22 protein-coding genes are annotated in these 23,635 nt (G+C 31.1%); 6 read left to right on the top strand and 16 right to left on the bottom strand.

The features are described from left to right. Nucleotides 1-15 precede the first annotated feature (15 nt). From ftsH to HM986_RS14920, 5 genes are all read left to right on the top strand, one after another. The gene (gene ftsH / locus HM986_RS14940) at nt 16-2,004 is read left to right on the top strand and encodes an ATP-dependent zinc metalloprotease FtsH (RefSeq protein ID WP_179335877.1); all 1,989 of its coding nucleotides are present in this window, start codon (nt 16-18) and stop codon (nt 2,002-2,004) included. A 108-nt stretch (nt 2,005-2,112) separates the two neighbouring features. Beyond that, nucleotides 2,113-2,721, top strand: a complete 609-nt coding sequence (locus HM986_RS14935) for an LUD domain-containing protein (protein ID WP_179335876.1) — start codon at nt 2,113-2,115, stop codon at nt 2,719-2,721. Then, on the top strand, nt 2,721-3,536 hold the full coding sequence (locus tag HM986_RS14930) for a phosphatidate cytidylyltransferase (protein ID WP_179335875.1): 816 nt from the start codon (nt 2,721-2,723) through the stop codon (nt 3,534-3,536). Before HM986_RS14935 ends, HM986_RS14930 begins: the two co-directional genes overlap by 1 nt. Nucleotides 3,537-3,548: 12 nt before the next feature. Continuing rightward, nucleotides 3,549-4,202, top strand: coding sequence for a phosphatidylserine decarboxylase family protein (locus tag HM986_RS14925; RefSeq protein ID WP_179335874.1), 654 nt, complete (start codon nt 3,549-3,551; stop codon nt 4,200-4,202). Beyond that, nucleotides 4,199-4,465 (top strand): acyl-CoA-binding protein, encoded by a 267-nt coding sequence (locus HM986_RS14920; protein WP_179335873.1) that lies wholly within the window; start codon nt 4,199-4,201, stop codon nt 4,463-4,465. Before HM986_RS14925 ends, HM986_RS14920 begins: the two co-directional genes overlap by 4 nt. Nucleotides 4,466-4,584: 119 nt before the next feature. On the opposite strand, the gene HM986_RS14915 is transcribed toward HM986_RS14920, so the two are convergent. After that, a complete protein-coding gene (locus HM986_RS14915) occupies nt 4,585-5,496 on the bottom strand; it encodes a dimethylarginine dimethylaminohydrolase family protein (protein ID WP_179335872.1) in 912 nt (303 codons plus the stop codon). 153 nt (nt 5,497-5,649) lie between these two features. Further along, nucleotides 5,650-6,936 (bottom strand): citrate synthase, encoded by a 1,287-nt coding sequence (locus HM986_RS14910; protein WP_179335871.1) that lies wholly within the window; start codon nt 6,934-6,936, stop codon nt 5,650-5,652. 226 nt (nt 6,937-7,162) lie between these two features. On the opposite strand from HM986_RS14910, the gene HM986_RS14905 reads away from it, so the two are divergent. Further along, nucleotides 7,163-7,921 (top strand): DUF481 domain-containing protein, encoded by a 759-nt coding sequence (locus HM986_RS14905; RefSeq protein ID WP_179335870.1) that lies wholly within the window; start codon nt 7,163-7,165, stop codon nt 7,919-7,921. 402 nt (nt 7,922-8,323) lie between these two features. Here the strand turns inward: HM986_RS14905 and HM986_RS14900 are convergent, their stop codons facing one another. The 14 genes from HM986_RS14900 to rpsM all read right to left on the bottom strand — a co-directional run bounded on the left by HM986_RS14900 (nt 8,324) and on the right by rpsM (nt 23,633). Then, a complete protein-coding gene (locus HM986_RS14900) occupies nt 8,324-9,724 on the bottom strand; it encodes a TlpA family protein disulfide reductase (RefSeq protein ID WP_179335869.1) in 1,401 nt (466 codons plus the stop codon). A 4-nt stretch (nt 9,725-9,728) separates the two neighbouring features. Further along, on the bottom strand, nt 9,729-9,983 hold the full coding sequence (locus HM986_RS14895; RefSeq protein WP_020897620.1) for a hypothetical protein: 255 nt from the start codon (nt 9,981-9,983) through the stop codon (nt 9,729-9,731). Between the two features lie 87 nt (nt 9,984-10,070). Beyond that, nucleotides 10,071-11,453, bottom strand: coding sequence for a TlpA family protein disulfide reductase (locus HM986_RS14890; RefSeq protein ID WP_161624669.1), 1,383 nt, complete (start codon nt 11,451-11,453; stop codon nt 10,071-10,073). A 13-nt stretch (nt 11,454-11,466) separates the two neighbouring features. Next, nucleotides 11,467-11,718, bottom strand: a complete 252-nt coding sequence (locus HM986_RS14885; RefSeq protein ID WP_179335868.1) for a hypothetical protein — start codon at nt 11,716-11,718, stop codon at nt 11,467-11,469. Nucleotides 11,719-11,781: 63 nt separating this feature from the next. Beyond that, nucleotides 11,782-13,368: a vitamin K epoxide reductase family protein gene (locus HM986_RS14880; protein WP_179335867.1), complete on the bottom strand. Its 1,587-nt coding sequence runs from the start codon at nt 13,366-13,368 to the stop codon at nt 11,782-11,784. 175 nt (nt 13,369-13,543) lie between these two features. Then, nucleotides 13,544-14,140, bottom strand: a complete 597-nt coding sequence (locus HM986_RS14875; RefSeq protein WP_179335866.1) for a response regulator — start codon at nt 14,138-14,140, stop codon at nt 13,544-13,546. A gap of 423 nt (nt 14,141-14,563) precedes the next feature. Next, entirely contained in the window at nt 14,564-15,859 is a 1,296-nt protein-coding gene (gene eno, locus HM986_RS14870) for a phosphopyruvate hydratase (protein ID WP_179335865.1), read from the bottom strand. A gap of 240 nt (nt 15,860-16,099) precedes the next feature. After that, the gene (locus tag HM986_RS14865) at nt 16,100-18,529 is read right to left on the bottom strand and encodes a hypothetical protein (RefSeq protein WP_179335864.1); all 2,430 of its coding nucleotides are present in this window, start codon (nt 18,527-18,529) and stop codon (nt 16,100-16,102) included. A 201-nt stretch (nt 18,530-18,730) separates the two neighbouring features. Then, complete coding sequence (gene carA, locus HM986_RS14860) at nt 18,731-19,834, bottom strand: glutamine-hydrolyzing carbamoyl-phosphate synthase small subunit (RefSeq protein WP_179335863.1); 1,104 nt, start codon at nt 19,832-19,834, stop codon at nt 18,731-18,733. 409 nt (nt 19,835-20,243) lie between these two features. Next, complete coding sequence (rplQ, locus tag HM986_RS14855; protein WP_178984439.1) at nt 20,244-20,726, bottom strand: 50S ribosomal protein L17; 483 nt, start codon at nt 20,724-20,726, stop codon at nt 20,244-20,246. Nucleotides 20,727-20,866: 140 nt separating this feature from the next. After that, the gene (locus tag HM986_RS14850; protein WP_020897632.1) at nt 20,867-21,859 is read right to left on the bottom strand and encodes a DNA-directed RNA polymerase subunit alpha; all 993 of its coding nucleotides are present in this window, start codon (nt 21,857-21,859) and stop codon (nt 20,867-20,869) included. A gap of 93 nt (nt 21,860-21,952) precedes the next feature. Continuing rightward, nucleotides 21,953-22,558, bottom strand: a complete 606-nt coding sequence (rpsD, locus tag HM986_RS14845; RefSeq protein ID WP_179335862.1) for a 30S ribosomal protein S4 — start codon at nt 22,556-22,558, stop codon at nt 21,953-21,955. Nucleotides 22,559-22,773: 215 nt separating this feature from the next. Next, nucleotides 22,774-23,157, bottom strand: a complete 384-nt coding sequence (gene rpsK / locus HM986_RS14840) for a 30S ribosomal protein S11 (RefSeq protein ID WP_020897634.1) — start codon at nt 23,155-23,157, stop codon at nt 22,774-22,776. Between the two features lie 101 nt (nt 23,158-23,258). Next, entirely contained in the window at nt 23,259-23,633 is a 375-nt protein-coding gene (rpsM, locus tag HM986_RS14835; RefSeq protein ID WP_020897635.1) for a 30S ribosomal protein S13, read from the bottom strand. Nucleotides 23,634-23,635 lie beyond the last annotated feature (2 nt).

Here is a 23,635-nt window from a genome sequence, read left to right as displayed (position 1 = left end):
CGAGAAACGCTACGAATGGCTAAAGACAATAAAAACTTAAACAAGAAACCGAAACTAAACCCGTATTGGATTTACGGAATTATCATAGTTATATTCTTATCTATTCAGATTTTTTCTGGCGGATTTGGAGAATCAACAGGTACACAAACTACTCCGGCACAGTTCTTAACTTATCTGAGTCAAGGTGAAGTTGATAAAATTGAAATAGTTAATAAAAGAGAAGCTAGAGTTTTCTTAACCAAAGAAGCAAAAGAACAATCTCAGCACAAAAAAACAAATTCTAATTCTATATTTCCTTCTGTAACACCAGTTCCAAACTATAAGTTTGAATTTGGTGATCTTCAGAATTTCGAAAAAGAAGTCAATGAAGTTATTAAGACTAATAACCTCAATACCGAGTTAGTTTATGAAACGGAACATAATGTATGGGGAGATTTCCTAATAACGTTATTACCGTTTGTTTTAATTATAGGTGTATGGATTTTTATTATGCGTCGTATGTCTGGTGGCGGAGGTGGAGGAGCTGGTGGACAGATTTTCAATATCGGAAAATCTAAAGCTAAACTCTTTGATGAAAAAATAGATACAAAAACCTCTTTTAAAGATGTTGCAGGTTTAGAAGGAGCTAAAGAGGAAGTACAAGAAATTGTAGATTTCTTAAAATTTCCTGAAAAATATACAGCGTTAGGTGGTAAAATACCAAAAGGAGCATTACTTGTAGGCCCTCCAGGAACTGGTAAAACATTATTAGCAAAAGCTGTTGCTGGTGAAGCAAAAGTGCCATTCTTTTCTCTATCTGGTTCAGATTTCGTAGAAATGTTTGTTGGAGTTGGTGCATCTAGAGTAAGAGATTTATTTAAGCAAGCTAAAGAAAAGTCTCCTTCAATTATCTTTATTGATGAGATTGACGCTATTGGTAGAGCTAGAGGAAAAAACAACATGTCTGGTTCTAATGATGAGCGTGAAAACACTTTAAATCAGCTTTTAACAGAAATGGATGGTTTTGGTACTAATACAAATGTTATTGTTTTAGCTGCAACAAACCGCGCAGACGTTTTAGATAGCGCATTAATGAGAGCAGGTCGTTTTGACCGTCAGATTTATGTCGATCTTCCAGATGTTAGAGAGCGTAAAGAAATTTTTGAAGTGCATTTACGTCCACTTAAAAAAGAAGAAACTTTAGATATTGATTTCTTAGCCAAACAAACACCTGGTTTCTCTGGTGCAGATATCGCTAACGTTTGTAACGAAGCGGCGTTAATTGCAGCAAGAAAAGGAAAGAAAGCAGTAAACAAACAAGATTTCTTAGATGCTGTTGATAGAATTATTGGTGGATTAGAGAAGAAAAACAAAATTATAACCCCTGCAGAAAAGAGAGCTGTTGCTTTTCATGAAGCTGGTCACGCTACTGTAAGTTGGATGTTAGAGCATGCTGCACCATTAGTAAAAGTAACTATTGTTCCTAGAGGACGTTCGTTAGGTGCTGCTTGGTATTTACCAGAAGAGCGCTTAATTGTACACCCAGAACAAATGCTAGACGAAATGTGTGCTGCATTAGGTGGTAGAGCTGCTGAAAAAGTAATTTTTGATAAAATTTCTACAGGTGCTTTAAGTGACTTAGAAAAAGTAACAAAACAAGCGAGAGCCATGGTTACTGTTTATGGCCTAAGTGATAAAGTAGGTAACTTAACGTATTACGATTCTTCAGGACAATCTGAATATGGTTTTACTAAGCCATATAGTGAAAAAACAGCTGAACTGATAGATCAAGAGATTTCTAATATTATTGAAGAGCAATATCAGCGAGCTATAAATTTATTAGAAAACAATAAGGATAAACTAACCGAGTTAGCGGAAGTCTTATTAGACAAAGAAGTTATTTTTAAAGATAACCTTGAAAAGATCTTTGGAAAGCGTGCTTTTGAAAATCCTGCGATTATAGAGCAAGAACAGAAAGAGACGATTGATGATATTAAAGAAGAAATAAAAAAGGTGGAAGAGTAACAGTCCACATCTTACAATCATATAAAAAACTTAAATTAACCTCATGTTAATTTAAGTTTTTTTATATTTGAGAATTACACCTATATAAGGATTAATCGCAATTATTGAATGAGCTTATTTCGTAAATTCTTCGGAAAAAAATCTGAACAAACTGAAGAAAACATACCAAATCATGAACGTGGCAAATACATGCCTGAAGTAAAGTTACCTGTAGATGAACGTTTTACAATCAACTTTAAAGGTAATGGTGGTAAGTTCTTATATTGTGAGAATCTCGAAGAGGTAAAAGAAAGTTTTAATTCTATCTTAGAGGAGAATAATTGGCATAATGATAAAGTTTTTCTTATCGATCAGCGCTTAACAGAATTATTCAAGGATTTTAACCTTAATAGTAGTACAAAACTATCAGAAAGTGCTTATTTTTTATCTACCTGTGAGTATTTAATTTCTGATGATGGCTCTTTATTGATTTCTTCAAATCAAATTGCTGAAAAGAAATTAATAGAATTACCAGATCATTTTATAATCTACGCTACAACGAGTCAGTTTGTAGAAACTATTGGTGAAGGTTTAAAAGGTATTAAAGCTAAGAGCAAAACTAAGATACCAACTAATATCACTACAATTAAGCATTTCAAAACAGCTGACGATAAAGACTTTCTAACTTACGGAAGTAGTTCAAAAAACCTATACCTACTTTTATTAGAAGACTTATAATGAAAGAACTAGCCATAAGAGCCATTTCTGGTGCTATCTATGTTTTACTTCTAATAGGTTCACTCTACTCACAGATAGCCTCTGTTATTTTAATTGGAGTATTTGGCATAATTTGTTTAACAGAATTGAGCCGCCTTATAAAGCTTCAATCTTTTATGCAATATTTCATTTTTCTTATTTTATACGTAGGATTTTGGTATTTAAGTGTCAATAATTCAGCAAATTTAATGAGCGATGAAGCCATTCAAATTCTATTAGTAATTACCATATTTGTCAATCTTATTTTGATAAAGGATTTATTTGCTTCAAAACGAATTCCACTTTTTGAATCTAAGCGATATATTGTAGCTGCTTTTTATTTGGCTAGTGGTTTTGTGTGTATGTTACTTATTTCTAACTATCATAATGAATTCACTCCCCTTCTATTATTAGGTAGTTTTATACTTATATGGGTTAATGATAGTGCTGCTTATATAGTTGGAAAGAATTTTGGTAAACAAAAATTATTTCCAAGTATATCACCCAAGAAAACTGTTGAAGGTTTTCTTGGAGGGTTATTTTTTGCTTGTGTTTCAAGTTATTTTATTGCTACATATACAGAAACACTTACGTTTACACCATGGTTAATATTAGCCATTATCGTTAGTGTTTTTGGTACATTTGGTGATTTAATAGAATCCAAATTTAAACGTCAAGCTGGGGTTAAAGATAGTGGAGTTATAATGCCAGGCCACGGAGGCCTTTTAGATCGACTAGATAGTATTATCTTTGCAGCACCATTTATATATTTATTTTTAAGAATTATACACTTTTAAGAGGTTAAAACTATGTTTCACAAAGAAGGTCATAAAATTATATTTATAACACTAGTAATAGTTGTAGGTTCATTTTTTTTAATTGATGGATTCATTACTAATGAATGGTTAAGAAAAGGTTTAATGCTAGCCATTTTAGTATTTTTTATTCTCATTTTACAGTTCTTTAGAAACCCTAAACGCAGTACACATTCTAACGAAAAGCAAGCACTATCACCTGTGGATGGTAAAGTTGTGGTTATTGAAGAAGTTGAAGAAAATGAGGTTTTTAAAGACAAACGTATTCAGGTTTCGGTATTTATGTCTCCTATTAATGTACATGTAACGCGTTATCCAATCTCAGGAAATGTAACGTTCAGTAAATATCACCCTGGAAAGTTTTTAGTGGCCTGGCACCCAAAAGCAAGTGAAGAGAATGAACGTACAACTGTAGTAGTTGAAAATGAACATTTTGGCAAAGTTTTACACAGGCAAATTGCAGGTGCATTGGCAAAACGTATTGTGAATTATGCCAAAGTAGGTGCTAAAGCAGAACAAGGATCTGATTCTGGATTTATAAAATTTGGGTCGCGTGTGGATTTATTCTTACCTTTAGATGCAGATATAAAAGTAGAACTTAATCAAAAAGTTCGAGGTGGTGAAACCATCATTGCAGAAATAAAATGACTTCAAAAGAATTAAATATAGAATTTCAAGATGCAGTAGATCGTGTAAATGACCATACAGATCCGTTTCCTGCGGACTTTTTGTTACGACTATATGCCTATTTTAAAAAAGCGACCAATAACTATGATCGCCCAAGCAGTCGTAAACCAATAATTAATGCGTTTAAGGCAAATGCTTTATTTCAAATAAAGGATATTACCAAAGATGAAGCTAAACAGGAGTATATCAATCTTGTGACAAATTACTTTTTATATCGAAAGTAAAAGTTTCTACAATCGCTTTGCTCTTGCATATTGGATAAAGGACTTAGTTGCAAAAAACTGACAACAGAAGACTTCCTATTTAGAGATCGACTACCTATTATTAAAAAAATATAACAAAATTATTCTCTTATTAAAGGCAATGTAGAACACCTTAATAAACCTTCTTGTTTTGCAATCTCTGCATAAGGTACTTCTTCTACAATAAAGCCATTTTCTCTTAGCCAATTATTTAATCTCGTAAAGTTTTTTTCAGAAATAATAACCTCTTCTGAAATTGAAAAGATATTACTGTTCATACTATACATTTCATCTTTTGTAATTTCGAAGACGTTCTCTTTGCCAAAGAAATTAAGTAACCACTCATATTCCCTTTCAATTAGAAATCCATTCTTATGAAGAATTGCTTTATCTTTTCCTATGGGCTGAAAACAACAATCTAAATGAAGTGCATTTTCTTTGGGATCAATGTTTGACTTACGTAATTCAAATGCTTTAACCGTTTTATGTGGAAATAATTCTTGAATCGCGATCACAGCATCCATATTCGTCCTAGCTGTAATATAATCCGAATAATCGTCACCAGAATACGTTCCTATGAATATGAAATCATTCCAAGGCATTACATCACCTCCTTCCACGTGGCATTCCTCTGGAAGTATAATTACATTATCCTCCCCTATTGCCTCAATTACCTGATGAATAGCTTCGTACTCGCGTTCGCGATCTGGTAATATATTCGCTTTTATTAATTTATCTTCAATTACAAAAGCGATATCTCTCGAAAATATCTGGTTGTAATCCTTTATCACTTCTGGCCTGTAAACCGTAACATCGTATTTCTCAAACACTTTAGCCACGGCTTCCATTTCCTTATGCATATCACTCTCTTTAGGGTATGTCCCCGCCTTAATGTGCAGAATTGATTTAGGATCATAAGCCTCGTTAATTGATGGCATAGCTCCAATACTTTCTGCAGTACCGAGAATTACTGATCTCAAACGAGACGTTTCGTTTTGTATATTAAGTTTCATGTGTCTTAATTTATTCTTTTAAATGATCATTTGCTACAGCATATTAATAATTCATATCTCCTATATAATTATTTTTTAAGACTAATACAAATGATTAAAAACAGAAAAAGCTCCATAAATATCTATGAAGCTTTTCTTTATGACTTTAAAGAATTATCTTTTTTCAATAGATGTAAAGTCTCTATGAGTTTCTCCTACATATAACTGTCTTGGACGACCAATAGGCTCGTTACGCATACGCATTTCTTTCCATTGTGCTATCCAACCTGGTAGACGTCCCATAGCAAACATTACAGTAAACATTTCTACTGGAATTCCCATCGCTCTATAGATAATACCAGAGTAGAAATCTACGTTCGGATATAATTTTCTATCTACAAAATAAGGATCTTCCAACGCTTCTTTTGCTAAACCTTTTGCGATATCTAAAATAGGATCTTCGATACCCAAATCAGCTAATACCTCTTCAGCTGCTTTCTTAATAATAAGTGCTCTAGGATCAAAGTTTTTATAGACTCTGTGACCAAAGCCCATTAAACGGAAAGGGTCATTTTTATCCTTAGCTTTAGCCATATACTTCTTAGTATCTCCGCCATCAGCTCTAATAGCTTCAAGCATTTCCAAAACGGCTTGGTTAGCACCACCATGAAGTGGTCCCCAAAGTGCCGAAATACCAGATGCCAATGATACGAATAAACCAGCATGAGAAGAACCAGCGATTCTTACTGTAGAAGTAGAACAGTTTTGTTCATGATCTGCATGTAAAATTAAAAGTTTATCCAAGGCATTTACTAAAATTGGATTTTGTTCGTAATCACCACTTGGGCTCTTAAACATCATCTTTAATAAATTCTCTACATAACCTAATTTGTTATCACCATAGTCTAAAGGAAGACCATTCTTTTTACGTAATGTCCAAGCCACTAAAACAGGGAATTTAGCTAAAATTCTAACGATAGCCTTATACATTTCATCTTCAGAACTAACGTCTACAGTAGATGGGTAAAATGCGGTAAGCGCACTAGTTAAAGAAGATAGCACTCCCATTGGGTGCGCTGATTTTGGAAATGCATCTAAAATCTTTTTGATATCATCATCCACAACTGAATGTGCTTTAATATCAGTATCAAATTTTGTTAATTGCTCTTGTGTTGGTAATTCACCGAAAATAAGAAGGAACACAACCTCTAGAAAACTAGCTTTCTCAGCTAATTCTTCAATAGAATATCCTCTATATCTTAAAATTCCCTTTTCACCATCTAGAAACGTAATAGCACTTTCACAACTTCCCGTATTTTTATAACCTGGGTCTAAGGTAATAACACCACCTGTTGAACCTCTTAAACTTTTAATATCTATAGCGACTTCTTTCTCTGTTCCAGTTATAATAGGGAATTCATACTTTTCGCCATTAATTTCTAATGTAGCTTTGTCTGACATATTTTCTTTTCGGATTTTAATAAATTATAAGGATTGTAAATTTACGAAATATCAAACGATTTCTAAAGCAGATTTATAATGGTTTTAACAATTTCTATCAAATCAATATAATTATATTTTATTTTGTTAGAACGTTGAAAATTGTACATAGAGTGCGTTAACTTTTCTAATTCACAAAATCCGTAAGTAAAAAATGAGTTTAGTATTTTTGCACTTAATTTAAACTATGAAGCCTACTATTACACTACTCTTTTTAGCTTTTGTTGGATTTTATAAAATTCACGCACAAATTGTGAATGTAGAATCTCTAAGGCGTGTTTCTGATACATCGAAATGGTCTGGTGCTGCAAGTTTAGATATTGGACTTATTAAGAACACACAGTCTATTTTTAAAATCACCAACAATTTGAGGCTTCAATACAATACCGGAAGAAACCTTTATCTTTTTATTAATGATTTAAAGCTTGAACAAATTGAAAACAATTCTTTTGTGAACAAAGGCATTCAGCATATCAGATATAATAGAAAAATTACAGAACGTTTAAAGCTTGAAATCTTTGCGCAAAGTCAGTACGATGCTATTTCCGATATAAAGTTTAGAGGATTATTAGGTGTTGGACCACGATTTAAACTCTCTAAAAATGACAATTTCAGGTTTTATTTAGGCACCCTTTTAATGTTTGAACACGAAGAATCTTCAGATCAAAGTATCGAGATTCTAAGAGATTTTAGAAGTAGTATCTATTTTTCTAGTAGCTTATATCCTTTAGAAAATATATCTATAGTGAGCACTACATATTACCAGCCACTATTGAAACAGTTCTCAGATTTTAGGATTTCGAATCAAACATCAATCGGTATTAAAGTTTTAAAGAATCTATTATTTAAAACGTCATTCACTTATAATTTTGATACGGATCCTATTATCGGTATTCCTAAGACGCAATATGAGTTGACTAATGGTATTGTTTATACGTTTGATTGAAAAAAGATTTTAGACCGCTGCGCTTTTAGAAACAAAAGTCATGTCTTCATTGCAACTAACTGTTAACATAATAGGTTATCTTAAAAACATTTCTTCTTAATTTAATCAAAATTATTTTACAATAACAAAAGGTCAATTTAAAACCAATTAAAATCCTTGATATATTTAGTTACAGTTTACTGAAAAAACAGGATTCTTTTTGCTAATTATTTTGTTTAAAGCTGTATATTGATTTTTATTCCAATGCAAAATATAGTAAAGGTGCTTCTATTAGCTGTTCTAAAGTTCGTTTTATACCTAACCTTCTTAATTCTATTTTTTTAGACAGTTTGGACAGCAGTCTTTCGCATCCTTTTGCTTATAATACGGAACCCCTTTAATCATCTAACTTTATAAATAGTATTACCAATACTTATGATTCTTAACATCTTTTAACTTTGACAAAAACTGAGGCTCTTGTGGATGATAAAATGCTTGATCTATTAAATTCATATCCTTATCTATTAAGATATATCTTGGGATGGATTGCATTTCGATAAATTTCATGAATTCCTTAGTGTCACTATCTGTTTCATCTATCCAATAAGAAAGCGGTTGCTCTAATTCTTTAGTCATAGTTTTCCATTTCTGTTTATCCTTCTCTTTATCTACACTTATGCTAATTACCTTTATATTTTTCGGTAACTCCATCTTATTCATAGTTTTAACTCCTTGAATACACGGTGCACACCATGTAGCCCAAAAATCAATTAAATAATAATCTGTTTGATTTTGTTTAATGATATTTGTAAAATCAATTGATTCTTCCGATTTACCAAAAAACTGAAGTTGAGACAAATTCTTTTTAAAATCCTCATTGTCTAATGGCTCAATTTCCTTGTCAATTATAATTTTATTATTAGAATATAAACTAGTTTCCTTAAGCCATTTTGTTGCTGCCGGAAATTTATCATTACCTTTATTATCCTCAAATCTTAAAAAAGAAAAAACACCTATAGATAACAGATTAATATATTCTTCAGAAAAATTTATGATATTTAAATTTTTATAATCAAAAATATTTATTCTATTTTCAACATAACTAAAAAGCAATCTCCTTAAAGTTTTACTAGCAATTGGATCTGACAAAGTTTTAATAAAATCATCTACTTTTTCGCTTAAAGGGTTTATCATTTGTAGTTTTTCAAAATAATAAATATCATTTAATTGAACCTTTTTTGTATTATTCTTTTCAGTATATAAGTTATTGTAAAAAAGATATAATGTATCTAACTCCTTTAGATAGATTTCCTTGTTTTCAGTTTGAAAAATTTTTGATCTTAATCTTCTATAGTTTTCTGTTATAGAATCTATATTTGAACTATTATGCTTGAAAATATATTTTTCTGAATCATATTCTAAAAACAGTCTAGAATTTCCTTTCGAAATTAGATAATTTTGCTTTATATTTTCAATTTTATTTTGACCAGAAATATATACACCATACTCTACAACCATTGAACTATAAGCACTAGATAGAACATGAGTTACTCTTCTTTCTTCGTGCTTTTCATTGTTAAAAGTTAGTGAATAATTATGTAATAAAGCATCAGGGACATTGATAATTGCACTACCATCTTGATTAAAATCTACTGATATATATATAGAATCATTTTCTATATTAATTTTGTTCGAAATTTTATCTTTTACTATTTCTTTATTATCTTTTTTACAATTAAACAATAAAGCTAGTAACAAAAGAAGTAACAAGCTGTACAGCTTGTTACCCCAAAATTTGGCATTATGTTTAATAATTTTAATCATAAAATTATTGACCAAAACCATCATGTTCACAATCATAATGACAACCACTGGTTTCACCATTAGTTATATCATCAACGCATGCATTATTTGCGGCACCTGAAGCACCTGAATCGCTAGAAGAAAAACTTCTTAAGATAAGCATATATGACGAGCCGTCAGAATGCGTAATAATACATTTTTGTGCACCACCACTTACGTTCTCTAACTGTTTTTTACCAAGTACAGTAACTCCTTCTAAATTTAAAATGTTTTGTAACATAATTTTAATATTTAATTGTTTAAAAATCCACGAACCATTTAAGACACTCAAGTTGTGTCGTTTTCTTATATCTTTCCGATTAGAAATTTACCAATACTTATGATTCTTAACATCTTTTAACTTTGACAAAAACTGAGGCTCTTGTGGATGATAAAATGCTTGATCTATTAAATTCATACCTTTATCTATTAAGATATATCTTGGGATAGATTGCATTTCGATAAATTTTATGAATTCCTTAGTGTTACTATCTGTTTCATCTATCCAATAAGAAAGAGATTGCTCTAATTCTTTAGTCTTAGTTTTCCATTTCTGTTTATCCTTCTCTTTATCTACACTTATACTAATTACCTTTATGTTTTTCGGTAACTGCATATTATTCATTATTTTAACGCCTTTTATACATGGTGCACACCACGTCGCCCAAAAATCTAACAAATAATAACTACTAGGGTTTTGCTTGATGACTTGAGCTATACTCAAATCATTTTGCTCGGTATCAGCTAAGATTAGTTTATGTATTTTTGTTTTGAATAAATTACTGTCTAAAGGTGTGATCTTTTTCTTGATATGTAAAGAGTCCTTTTTGTAAAAGTCTGTGGTTTTTAACCAATCAATTGCTGATTGATATTTTTTGTCTCTTTTATTATCTGGGTCTTTTAAAAAATTATAGTGTCCTATTGCTATAAGTTCTAAATATTTTTTTCCATATTTCTTTTCATTAAGTGTGTTGTAGTCAAACATCTTAATTCTTGTCTTTGTATAATTATATAGCAACGAATACAATTCTTTACTAGCTACAGGATCAATCGTTCTTTTTAGAAAATTATCAACTTCTTCATTAGTTGAATCTAAATTCTGTAATTTATTATAATAATATATATCATTATATTGTAACAAGCCGCTTTTATTTTCAGATGAATACTTTTGCACAAATTTTCTATACAACGTGTCTAATTTTAATATTGATTTTTTTTCATTGCTTTTTGATACATCCCATTTTTCATTTACTAGAGATTTATAATTTTCAAAAACATAATCAATATTGTTCATGCTTTTTGAAAAAACATAATTATCAGCAAGGAATGTCAATTTAAGAGTATCCGTTTTATCCGTTAAAAGATAAGCTTGAGTAATTTTTTGAAATTCATTATTGTTATACACCAACCCTTTATATTTAATAACCTTATACTTCTCTGTGATAGGTATTTTTTTTATGATTGAGGTGCTATCGTTTGTCTCACTTTTAAAACTTAAGAAATTATTATTTAAATAATCATCAGGTATATTAAATCCTACCTCACCTACTCCGATAAATTCAATAGACACTACTATTGAGTCTTTTTGGGTCGTATTGTTTTTTTCAACATAAACTTCTCTCTCTTTTTCTTGAACACATGAGAAGAAAAGCAAGAGAATAAACTGTAAACCCATATAAGATTTACAGTTTAAGTTTTTTATTCTATTCATAGATTTACTAATTTTAACCTGGCCCATCATGTGAACAATCATAAAAACATCTATCGGCATTTTCTAATAGTTGACCACATGCTTTTTGCGCAGCTGCTGTTTGCGACTCAGCAGTTTCACCTACACTTCCTCCCATAATGATATACTCTTCAGAATCATTATTAGTTAAAGTGGTTAGCCTACAGCTGCCTCCACCATTTATCGCGCCTTGCTGTGTTTTACCGAGCACAGTAACTCCTTCTAAATTTAAAATGTTTTGTAACATAATTTTAATATTTAATTGTTAAAAAATACTTGAACCGTTATAGACACTCAAGTTATGTCTCATTCATGCATGAATATTATTAATCTCTTTTTTAGTTTTTAACATCTCTTGTTCTAAGATTGGTTCAACAAAATGCTCAATGTCTTTAAAGCTATAATTTTTTGGAAAAAGTTTTTTGTTAATTAAAATTATAGGTGTGCTTTCTATCCCTTGTTTTAAGCACCAATATATTTGTTGACTTAGTATTTTATTATACTTTAAATCTTTACATTTCCCCCATTTTTTAGTCCATATTTTTGTATTGCCATTGCTATACCAATCATTAAAAGCGTTTAAAAAAACTTTTGTATCGTTTTCAAAATACAATTGCAGTAAGCGTTCTGAGATTATAGTTTTATTGTCTGCTCTATCTTTATTTGGAACTAAAAACCTAAAGTTTAACTGAATGCTATCCTTATACTTTTGTAATAAATCTATATATGTTTTATGAGCTTCGATACAGCTTTTGCATAAAGGATTGGTAATAATTGTAAGTTTTATGATTGGGTTTTCAGCTCCTAGTACAATTTGCGGTATAGTACAATCTTCTGTGTCAAGTTGTGTTAACGCGTTATAATAAGGAATAAACAATTTATGATTTCTTCTAAAACTTAAATTTTCAATTTCGAGCGTAGTATTTTTTTGTTCTAAAACTAATAATGGTTTAAGTGCTAACCAACCTATTATTGTTATACCTAAAACGGATATTAACAAAAAAATATCACTGTATTGATATAAAGTTGTTTTATAAATAGTTGTAAGTGTAAAAAATTGTAATAGCAAAACAGATGCTACACCCAAACATAACGGACACCACTTTTTAATCGTAAAATATTGTTGGTAAATTGAATATAAAACTACTGGTAACGCAATTGCTGAAATTATAAAAACCAAAACACTATGAGGTTGTAACAAATTAAAGACAGTAATAGCTGTAAAATACATTATAACCGTATCACTTAGGTCAATAGTTTTAAAAACCTTGGCACTTTTAGAGTTTAATACATTTTCGCAACTTACAGTAGAAGTTATTTTACAGTATTTGGAAGCAAAGGTTTGTTGCCCAATTTTCTCCTTAATAATAAGATACCCTAAACCAAGACCAATAAGTGATAATGCAAAATTTGTAGTTAACAACATTGAGTTTGTGACGAGAAATACATATCCCAAAAATGATAAGGAAAACAATAGCAGAAAAACTTTAGTAATAGAATCCTTTGATAAAGAAGCTTTACTAACCGCTTTGTTTTCTTCAATGGCAATTATAAAACCTGTCCAGTCATTTAAAAATTCGTTTTCAGTAAGCGTTACTATTTTTTCTTCACTTAACTGAATTTTTATGGTGTTGTTAGTTTCTTTAGATGCCAAAACAATATATTCCGTTTTACCATTACTTACTTGTGCAATAAAATGTTGAGGCAGTTGCTCTAATGCCGTTTTTGGAACATTAGCCGCAATGTGTTCTACATTAAAATAATCTAAAGAATTTGTAAAACTTAAAACTAAATTATCTGGATCGCTAAGTAATCTTAATGCCAATTGCTGCTTACTAATAGAATACTTAAATTCTTTTAGAAGCTGTGCAAGTAAAAAAACAGATGCATCTTTCAAATCCTTAATCTTTTAAGAAGCTTAAAATTAAGGTATTAAAAACAAAAGCTAGTACACAAAAGCTTACTTTAAAGTAAGCAAAAACGGAAATCTAAATAAACCCTTTAGATTTAGCAGCCAACACTAAATCTCTATCACTATTACTCTCAATACTAAATTTTTGTTTTAAAAGTCGTTATCTCTTATCTATTGCAGATTTAGACAAATGCACTAACTTTAACAAATCTCTCATATTAGAGCCATTAGCAAGTTCTTTAAGTATTATAATATCATAAGTATCTAATTGAATATTATTGAGTGACTTTTGCTTAATAGCATTTATAATTGTTTTACTATAATGTATTTCTCCAGATAGCACCTTATTTATAGCACTAATATAATTTGAAAAACCTACATCTTGCTTATTTAAAAAGCCCAAAGGATTATAGGTATTAATGGTTTGCCTAATTCTATGACTATTGGTATATGACGTAATGACCAATATCTTAGTATTTGGGTATTGTTCTCTAATAAGTACACCCAAATCATCACCAGATTGTAAATTAAGGTGTGGAGCTGGCGGTAGACTTAAATCTAAGATGACCAAATCTAAAGGTTTTGCTTCAGAATAGCTTTGTATTTTTTGATGAGCGGTTTCGCAATCGGAAGCATTTTCGGTTTTAAAACACAACTTATCTGATTGGTCTTGCATATATTGAAGTGTGTTAATAACCGCTTCAATAATAATGGGATGGTCGTCTATAATTAAGACGTTAATGGATTTTTTATTCATCAATATAGCACAGGTCTTAGAGCCTAATCTTTAGGCTATCAAAAAATTAAATATGTGTAATCAACAATGAATTAATTAATCCTTAGGGTAAGAATTTGTATAAAATTAATACTTTTTTCTCACAAATAATAATAATAATAATAATAATAATAAAGGTGTAGTTGAACTATATTATTCTATATATCTAACTTAATTATTATACTAAAGTTATAATAGTATATAACTTCAGACATAAAAAAACCATCTAAAATATTAAATTTTAGATGGTTTAGTATATGTTCAGCATATTTAGTTGGATGGTCTATTCTAATTGTGTATTTTTCTATACATTCAAAAAAACACCCCTAAGAGCTTCGCTCGGTAGTTTCAAAACAAAAAATATTTTGTTTCTCACTAATCCTCAAGAGGACAATCCAAAAAAACCTATGCTTTCACCTTAAAAGCATTCGCTCCAGGGAAATAAGCAACACTCCCTAATTCTTCTTCAATACGTAATAATTGATTGTATTTAGCCATACGATCACTACGAGACGCAGAACCAGTTTTAATTTGTCCACAGTTTAATGCCACCGCTAAATCTGCAATAGTATTATCTTCTGTTTCACCAGATCTGTGAGACATTACAGATGTATAACCTGCATTATGTGCCATGTTTACAGCTGCAATCGTTTCAGTTAACGTACCAATTTGGTTTACTTTAATTAAAATAGAGTTAGCAATACCATTATCAATACCACGAGATAAACGCTCTACGTTAGTTACGTATAAATCGTCACCCACTAATTGTACTTTATCTCCGATTCTTTCAGTAAGGTATTTCCAACCATCCCAATCGTTTTCATCCATACCATCCTCAATTGAAATGATAGGATATTTTTCAGAAAGTTCAGCTAAATAATCAGCCTGTTCTTTACTTGTTCTAATCACTCCAGAATCACCTTCAAATTTCTTATAATCGTATTTTCCATCTACAAAAAATTCAGCTGCAGCACAATCTAGTGCCAACATGATGTCTTCTCCGAAGGTATAACCTGCTTTTTCAACCGCTAATTTAATAGTGTCTAAAGCATCTTCAGTTCCGCCAGCTAAGTTAGGTGCAAAACCACCTTCATCACCAACTGCCGTACTTAAACCTCTATCGTGTAATACTTTTTTAAGATTATGGAAAATCTCAGTTCCCATTTGCATTGCATGTGTAAAGTTTTTAGCTTTTACAGGCATTACCATAAATTCTTGAAATGCAATTGGCGCATCACTATGAGAACCACCATTAATGATATTCATCATTGGTAATGGTAATGTATTTGCAGAAACTCCACCAACATATCTGTATAATGGCATACCCAATTCGTTAGCAGCCGCTTTAGCAACCGCTAGAGACACTCCTAAAATTGCATTAGCACCTAATTTTGATTTGTTTGGAGTACCATCTAATTCAATCATCATTTGATCGATAGCATTTTGTTCGAAAACAGAAACTCCTAATAATTCTTGAGCAATTGTAGAATTTACATTTTCAACGGCTTTTAAAACACCTTTACCCATGTAAGTATCACCACCATCTCTTAACTCAACAGCTTCATGCTCACCAGTAGATGCACCAGAAGGTACAGCTGCTCTTCCCATGATGCCATTTTCTGTAGTAACATCAACTTCTACTGTAGGATTTCCTCTGGAATCTAAAATTTGTCTTGCGTGTACATTAATTATAATGCTCATTATATATTTTTTTTAGTTAACAATTTTAAACCTTAAAGTTGCATGTGAGCCCTTTAGGTTACCCAAATTTACGAAAATCTACAGCTTAAAACAGAACAAAAATCATATTTATGATTAATACTAACGATAATGATTTCGTAACTAAAAAAACGCAATAAAACAGGTGTTTTATTGCGTTTTTGGTAAAGTGTCAAAATATTTAAAATGAAACATTATCTTATTTCGTTCTAAAATGAGCGATTAATCCTTCAGTCTAGTCTTTAAATTTAGTGTCGAAATTTGTGATACAAATTTTCCATGCGAATCATAACCTTCAATATAAAACTTAATAATATCACTTTTTGTGTCAGGAAACTTCAATATTTGCGATTTATTATCAGCGATAAAAACATTTGGAAACCAAGCTATAACACCATAGTATTTAAAAAGATCTGAGCTATAACTTTTATATTTTGGTGCATAAAAACTTTTGGCTTCGGTAAACCCGTTATTTGCTAATTTTATAAAAGCAAATTCATCTTCTTTCGTTATGCCTCCAAGAGCAGTTCTACGTGTATATAATCTAATAACTCCGTTCGCGCCTATCATTCCTGCTCCAAAACCAGTTTTATCAATATTTATTCCTTCAAAATCTGCCGTTGACCTATTGAGTAAAAAATCAAAATCTGTTAATTGTACATCGTCTAAAAAAACTGCTGGAGATTGGCTGGCATTTATAGTAATAGGTATTCTGCTATTAATTTGAACTCCACCAGTCTGCGACGATTGGCTTACTGAGTAACCATTTGCATTAATGTATCCTAAAATATTTGGAAAACTGCTAACTACACCTTGCGTTACCTGTGTATAGTTGTCTCTACCTGATAAAGAATTCATTTTTACCCCTGTGAAATTAGCTTTTTTCTCAGGAACTTTAGACTCTAATAAAACTTCTTCTAATTCTATCACATCATTATAAAAGAAATTATCAAAATTACTTTCACTTAAAAATGGTGTTTCTTTTAATATTGAATTGTTATATCTTAAATCTTTATTTGAAATATAGTCCTTGAAAGCATTCAGTTTTGCATTAAGATAAATTTTGGGTTTAATCAATTTTCCATCTTTATCCATATAAGAGACTCTTATAATTTCATCTTTTAGCACAAAAAAATTATCTATTCTAAAATCATTATCTTCATTTACATCTACTGTGTTCCATTTATTTCCAATAAGCTTGGGTTCTTGAATTCGTATTTTAGTTATTTCTTCTGAAGAGTGTATTTTTCCCTCTAAAACCACACCGTTCTCAAATTCATATAACGCTTTAGGTGTATTATTAAAAATGGAATGCCAATTGTATCTGCTCCAACCTTGTGTTAATAGTAATAAATCTAACTCAAACCTTTTTTTGTTCGTGACGTCTGTAAAATAATAACTAGCCTTTTCTACATAGCCCTTTACATACGGTTTGAGTTTATTTGCAGATATAATATTATGATTTGGATCATAACTCATAGTACTTTCAGGTAAAACAGAGATACTTAAATCGGTGTACTCTTTATGATCCCCTGATGTTTTATTTATTGCTGGGTATATTGAAACTGAGATAGAGTCTTCAGTCACATTGAGAGCGCTTATTAAAATCTCATTACCATCGTCAATACTCTTATTAATATAAATTAAACGTTCTAATAATGGTGTGTTATTTTCATCAATAACAGTAAATGTATTTACCCCTTTAAATAAATCCGATTTGGAATACTCAAAAATCTGAGTTATTTTATCCTGAAATGAAAATGGTAAAGATTTTAATTCACCATTTTTATGTAACAACAATCTATAAGTATTGTTCTTAATATATTTCAGCGTTTCGTTATTGGTACTTACCGTAACATAAACCTTTTCTGGATGTTGACTATTTACTTTAATTGCAATACCTGTAGGGTCTATATTAGTAATATCTTGAGTAATTTCCCTACTATTACTTGTTGTTAGTTTAGCTACATATTGCTTTCCTTTTTGAGGATTAAATAAAAAACTAGCAATTCCAAAAGTATTACTCTTAAAGGAGGTAATCTCCACATCAGAATCGTCATAAATAGTTCCTATAACTTTAACGCCTTCACCTTTATTATCAATTATTTTAAAACCTACGTTATTATTGACATCTGTAATTAAGTGACCTCCCTCGGGTAAAAACTGTATATCATACTCCGTATTAATAACATCTGGTTTATACTCTTGTATGTCGTTACTAATTATTTTAATTTTTTGAATGAAGGCATCATTTTCTTCAAAATTCTTCATCCAATTTGTAGACGCTTTTATATAATATTCGCCTGTTTTAAATGTAGAATCAATTTGAATATTACCCTTTCCTGATCCATCATAGCAAAGCCACAAATGATTTTTAACGAGTTGCCCATCTTCATCATAAATGCCAACATTGACATTTGTTGTTTTTTTAGATCGTAAACTATTGTGTCTGTCAAAAACATAAGATTTAAACCAGACACTTTCTCCAACAATAAAGGTTGTTTTATTAAGGTGTACAAATAGTGATTCTCTTGGTAGTTTAAAATACGACTCGTACTTTCCTAATAATTCATTATCCACAGAACTTGCTGGACTCTGCGCAATTAATAGAGTGCAGAAAAGAAGGAGACACGCTGTATAGAGTTTGGTCATAAAATTGAAGATCAGTATCAAATATAGTTTTTTTAAAAGTGAAATTATTAAGGTTACTAATATTTAACAACAGAAATACACTTCAAAATAAGTTATTCATTTCTAGATTAAAGTTTAAACTAAATACCCTTTACTCTTAACTAAAAAACGCAATAAAAATAAAATTTTATTGCGTTGTCTATTTTAAAAAATAAGCTTGTCTTAATTATTTTTTATATTTTCTATAAATTGATCAAACAAATACAAGGAGTCATTTGGTCCAGGACTTGCTTCTGGATGGTACTGAACTGAAAAACAATTTTTGTCTTTTAATTTGATACCTGCAACTGTATGGTCATTTAAATGTACATGTGTAATTTCTACATTAGTATTAGCCTCAGTTTCTTCTCTGTTGATGGCGAATCCATGATTTTGAGAAGTAATTTCACCTTTACCCGTCACTAAATTTTTTACTGGGTGATTAATACCTCTGTGACCATTATGCATTTTATACGTTGAAATTCCATTGGCCAAAGCAATGACTTGATGTCCTAGGCAAATTCCGAATAAGGGTTTGTTATTTGCAATAATTTCTTTTGCTAAATTGATAGCATCAGATAACGGTTCTGGATCACCAGGTCCATTTGATAAGAAATAGCCATCTGGATTAAAAGCTTCTAAGTCTTCGTACTTTGCGTTATAAGGAAACACTTTGATGTAAGCATCCCGCTTCGCTAAATTTCTAAGGATGTTCTTTTTAATACCAATATCTAAAGCAGCAATCTTATAAGTCGCATTTTCATCACCAACAAAATAAGGTTCCTTGGTTGACACTTTTGATGCTAATTCTAAACCTTTCATTGAAGGAAATTCAGCTAATTGCTTTTTGAGTCCCTCAATATCGTCTATCTCAGTTGTAATTACAGCATTCATAGCTCCATTATCTCTGATGTAGCTTACCAATGCCCTAGTATCTACATCTGCAATGGCTAAAGTATTGTGCTTTTCAAAGAATTCTTCTAAAGATCCATCGGCTGCGGGTCTAGAATAATTAAAACTGAAGTTCTTACATATTAAACCTGCTATTTTAACATCATCAGATTCTACTTCTTCTTCTTTGGTTCCGTAATTGCCAATATGTGCATTGGTCGTTACCATTAATTGACCGTAATAAGAAGGGTCTGTAAAGATTTCTTGATAACCTGTTGTACCAGTATTAAAACAAACTTCACCAAAAGCAGAACCTTCTTTTCCTATGGACTTACCATGAAAAATTGTTCCGTCTGCTAAAAGAATAAGGGCTTTTTTTCTTTGTTTGTATTTCATTGTTATTGCGTTGAGTCGTTTAGTGCTATTAAATCGATGTTTTTACTCATTTCTTGTAGGTTTTTCTCAACCTATGGTTTGCGTTAGCGATTACTCATAATTTCATTTTATATATTCGAAATCGTGAATACTTCGTATTAGAACGGTTTGTTTGAGCTCCTCGCAGAGAGCGAGTAGTGAAAGCGCGACCGAATAAGTTTTTTTTATAAACTTGTTGGGTAACGCCCAAAGCATTCTACTATACTTTGCAAAAATCCAAAAAAAAAGGATAAACTGAAACAGTCTATCCTTTATATTTATTAATGCTTATTAACACTCGATAATCGAGATTTGTGTAATACGAAAGCCAGTGCAAATTTTTTATTCACATTGAATTGAAAATCTTCTCGAACTTTCGTTAGCATATTTACTATTCTTCTTCTTCGTTTGAAGCTTTAGTTTCAGTAGCAGCAGGTGCAGTAGCTGCAGCCTTACTTCCTCCTCTTCTACTTCTACGAGTTGTTTTCTTAGGTGCTTTGTCAGCGTTGTAGATTTCGTTGTAATCAACTAATTCTATCATTGCCATATCAGCGTTATCTCCTAATCTGTTTCCTAATTTGATGATACGTGTATAACCACCTGGACGATCACCAATCTTTGGTGCTACATCTCTAAACAATTCTGCAACAACTTCTGTTTGTCTTAGCTTAGCCATAACAATACGTCTGTTGTGCGTCGTATCTGTTTTAGATTTTGTAATCATAGGTTCTACAAACTGCTTTAAAGCTTTCGCTTTTGCAACGGTAGTGTTAATACGCTTGTGCTCTATTAAAGAACAAGCCATATTAGCTAACATTGACTTTCTGTGTGCTGTCTGTCTTCCTAAGTGGTTGAATTTTTTTCCGTGTCTCATGACTTTTGTTTTCTCATCTTGCTACTAAACTCTTTTTTGAGGAGCAAAATATGATTAATAATAATTATTTCAAATATGAATGCCATTCCTACTTTCACTTCGACTATGCTTAGTGATGAAACAAGAATGGCATACTATATTTAGTCTTTATCTAATTTATATTTGCTTAAATCCATTCCGAAGTTTAAACCTTTAACATTTACTAGTTCTTCTAGCTCTGTTAAAGACTTCTTACCGAAGTTTCTGAATTTCATTAAATCGTTTTTATTGAACGATACTAAGTCTCCTAAAGTATCTACTTCTGCAGCTTTTAAACAATTAAGCGCACGTACAGAAAGATCCATATCAACTAATTTAGTTTTCAATAGTTGTCTCATGTGAAGTGATTCTTCATCATAAGTTTCAGTCTGTGCAATTTCATCAGCTTCTAAAGTGATACGCTCATCAGAGAATAACATGAAGTGGTGAATTAATATTTTAGCAGCTTCTGTTAAAGCATCTTTAGGATTAATTGATCCATCAGTTCTAATTTCAAAAACTAATTTTTCATAATCCGTTTTTTGCTCAACACGGAAGTTTTCGATAGCATATTTTACATTCTGGATTGGTGTAAAAATTGAATCCGTAAAGATGGTTCCAATTGCTGCTGAAGCTTTCTTATTTTCTTCTGCAGGAACATAACCTCTTCCTTTTTCAATAGTTAATTCCATATTGATGTTTACTTTAGGATCTAAGTTACAGATAACTAAATCTGTATTTAATACTTGGAACCCAGAGATAAACTTCTGGAAATCACCAGCTGTAATTTGATTTTGTCCTGAGATAGAAATAGTAACAGTTTCGTTATCCACTTCATCAATTTGACGCTTAAAGTTAACTTGCTTTAAGTTTAAAATCATTTCAGTAACATCTTCTACAACACCTGCGATAGTAGAAAACTCATGATCTACACCTTCAATTCTTACAGATGTGATTGCAAAACCTTCTAAAGAAGATAATAAAACACGTCTTAAAGCATTTCCAACTGTTAATCCATATCCTGGTTCTAAAGGTCTAAATTCAAACTTACCTTCAAAATCAGTAGAATCAATCATGATTACTTTATCTGGTTTCTGAAAATTTAATATTGCCATATGTTCTTCGTTTTAATTGTTATTTAGTTGCGCGATTTATAAGTATGAAGAAGACTAATAAATCCTTTGGCTAAATCCCAATATGATTAATTATTATTTAGAGTAAAGTTCAACGATTAATTGCTCGTTGATTTGTTCTGGAATTTGGATTCTAGCAGGAACAGCAACATAAGTACCTTCCATTGTGCTTGTATTCCAAGTAATCCATTCAAAAACATTGCTAGAGTTAGACAATGAGTTTTGTATCGCTTCTAATGATTTAGACTTTTCTCTAACACCTACAACATCACCAGCTTTTAATTGGTAAGAAGGAATGTTTACCTTTTCACCATTTACTGTAATATGTCTGTGAGATACTAATTGTCTAGCACCACTTCTAGAAGGAGAAATTCCCATTCTAAATACAACATTATCTAAACGAGATTCACAAGATTGAAGTAATACTTCACCTGTAATTCCTTTAGCAGATGTTGCTCTTTTGAACATGTTTCTGAATTGCTTTTCTAAAATACCATAAGTATATTTAGCTTTTTGCTTTTCCATTAACTGAATTGAGTATTCAGATTTTTTTCCACGACGTCTAGCGTTTCCATGTTGTCCTGGAGGATAATTTCTTTTTTCGAAGGCTTTGTCGTCTCCGAAGATAGCTTGTCCAAATTTACGAGCTATTTTAGTTTTAGGACCAGTATATCTTGCCATTTTTAATTGTTTTTTAAGAGTGATAATTGAATTAAGGTCTTAATCTTATCCTTCAAAAATCGTTGATCTCTTGTTGATACTTGTTAATATTTTTCAGTTTGCAAATTTATACAAAATAAACTAATATCAGCACATAAATGCGAGATATTAGTTTATTAAAAAATTTGAGTAAGTATTTCTAACTGTTCTAATTAGAAAACTGAATAGAATTCAAATTAAACTCTACGTCTTTTTGGTGGACGACAACCGTTATGTGGTAATGGAGTTACATCAATGATTTCTGAAACTTCAATACCAGCATTGTGTATAGATCTTATTGCAGATTCTCTACCGTTACCTGGTCCTTTTACGTATACTTTCACTTTCTTCAAACCAGCTTCTTTAGCTACTGCCGAAGCATCTTCTGCAGCTAACTGAGCAGCGTATGGAGTGTTCTTTTTAGAACCTCTAAAGCCCATTTTACCAGCTGATGACCATGAAATTACGTCACCTTTTTTGTTCGTTAAAGAAATAATGATGTTGTTGAAAGATGCCGTGATATGCGCCTCACCAATTGCATCAACTATAACTTTACGTTTTTTAGTACTTGCTTTTGCCATTTTATTTTTAGCTTTTAGTATTAGTTTATAGTCGCTAGAATCCTAAACCGTTAAATTTCAAACAGATTCTTTCCAACGTCTAATAGACTAAAGACTATTTATTACTTAGTTACTTTCTTTTTGTTAGCAACTGTTTTACGTCTTCCTTTTCTTGTACGTGAGTTATTCTTAGTACGTTGCCCTCTCAATGGAAGACCAACTCTATGACGAATACCTCTATAACATCCAATATCCATTAATCGCTTAATGTTCATTTGAGTTTCAGAACGTAATTCACCTTCGATTTTAAAAGTTCCAACAGCTTCACGGATTGCTCCAATTTCGTCGTCAGTCCAATCTTGTACTTTTGTGTTCTCATCAACTTTAGCAGCTGCTAAAATTTCTTGAGATCTACTTCTACCTACTCCGTAGATATAAGTTAAAGAGATAACTCCTCTTTTCTGTTTTGGTATGTCTACACCTGCAATTCTTGCCATAA

The organism is Winogradskyella costae (genome assembly GCF_013403865.1).
GTDB classification, from domain to species: Bacteria; Bacteroidota; Bacteroidia; order Flavobacteriales; family Flavobacteriaceae; genus Winogradskyella; species Winogradskyella costae.
Note: the sequence above shows the minus strand (reverse complement) of the source record. Positions and strands in the feature narration are given on the sequence as shown.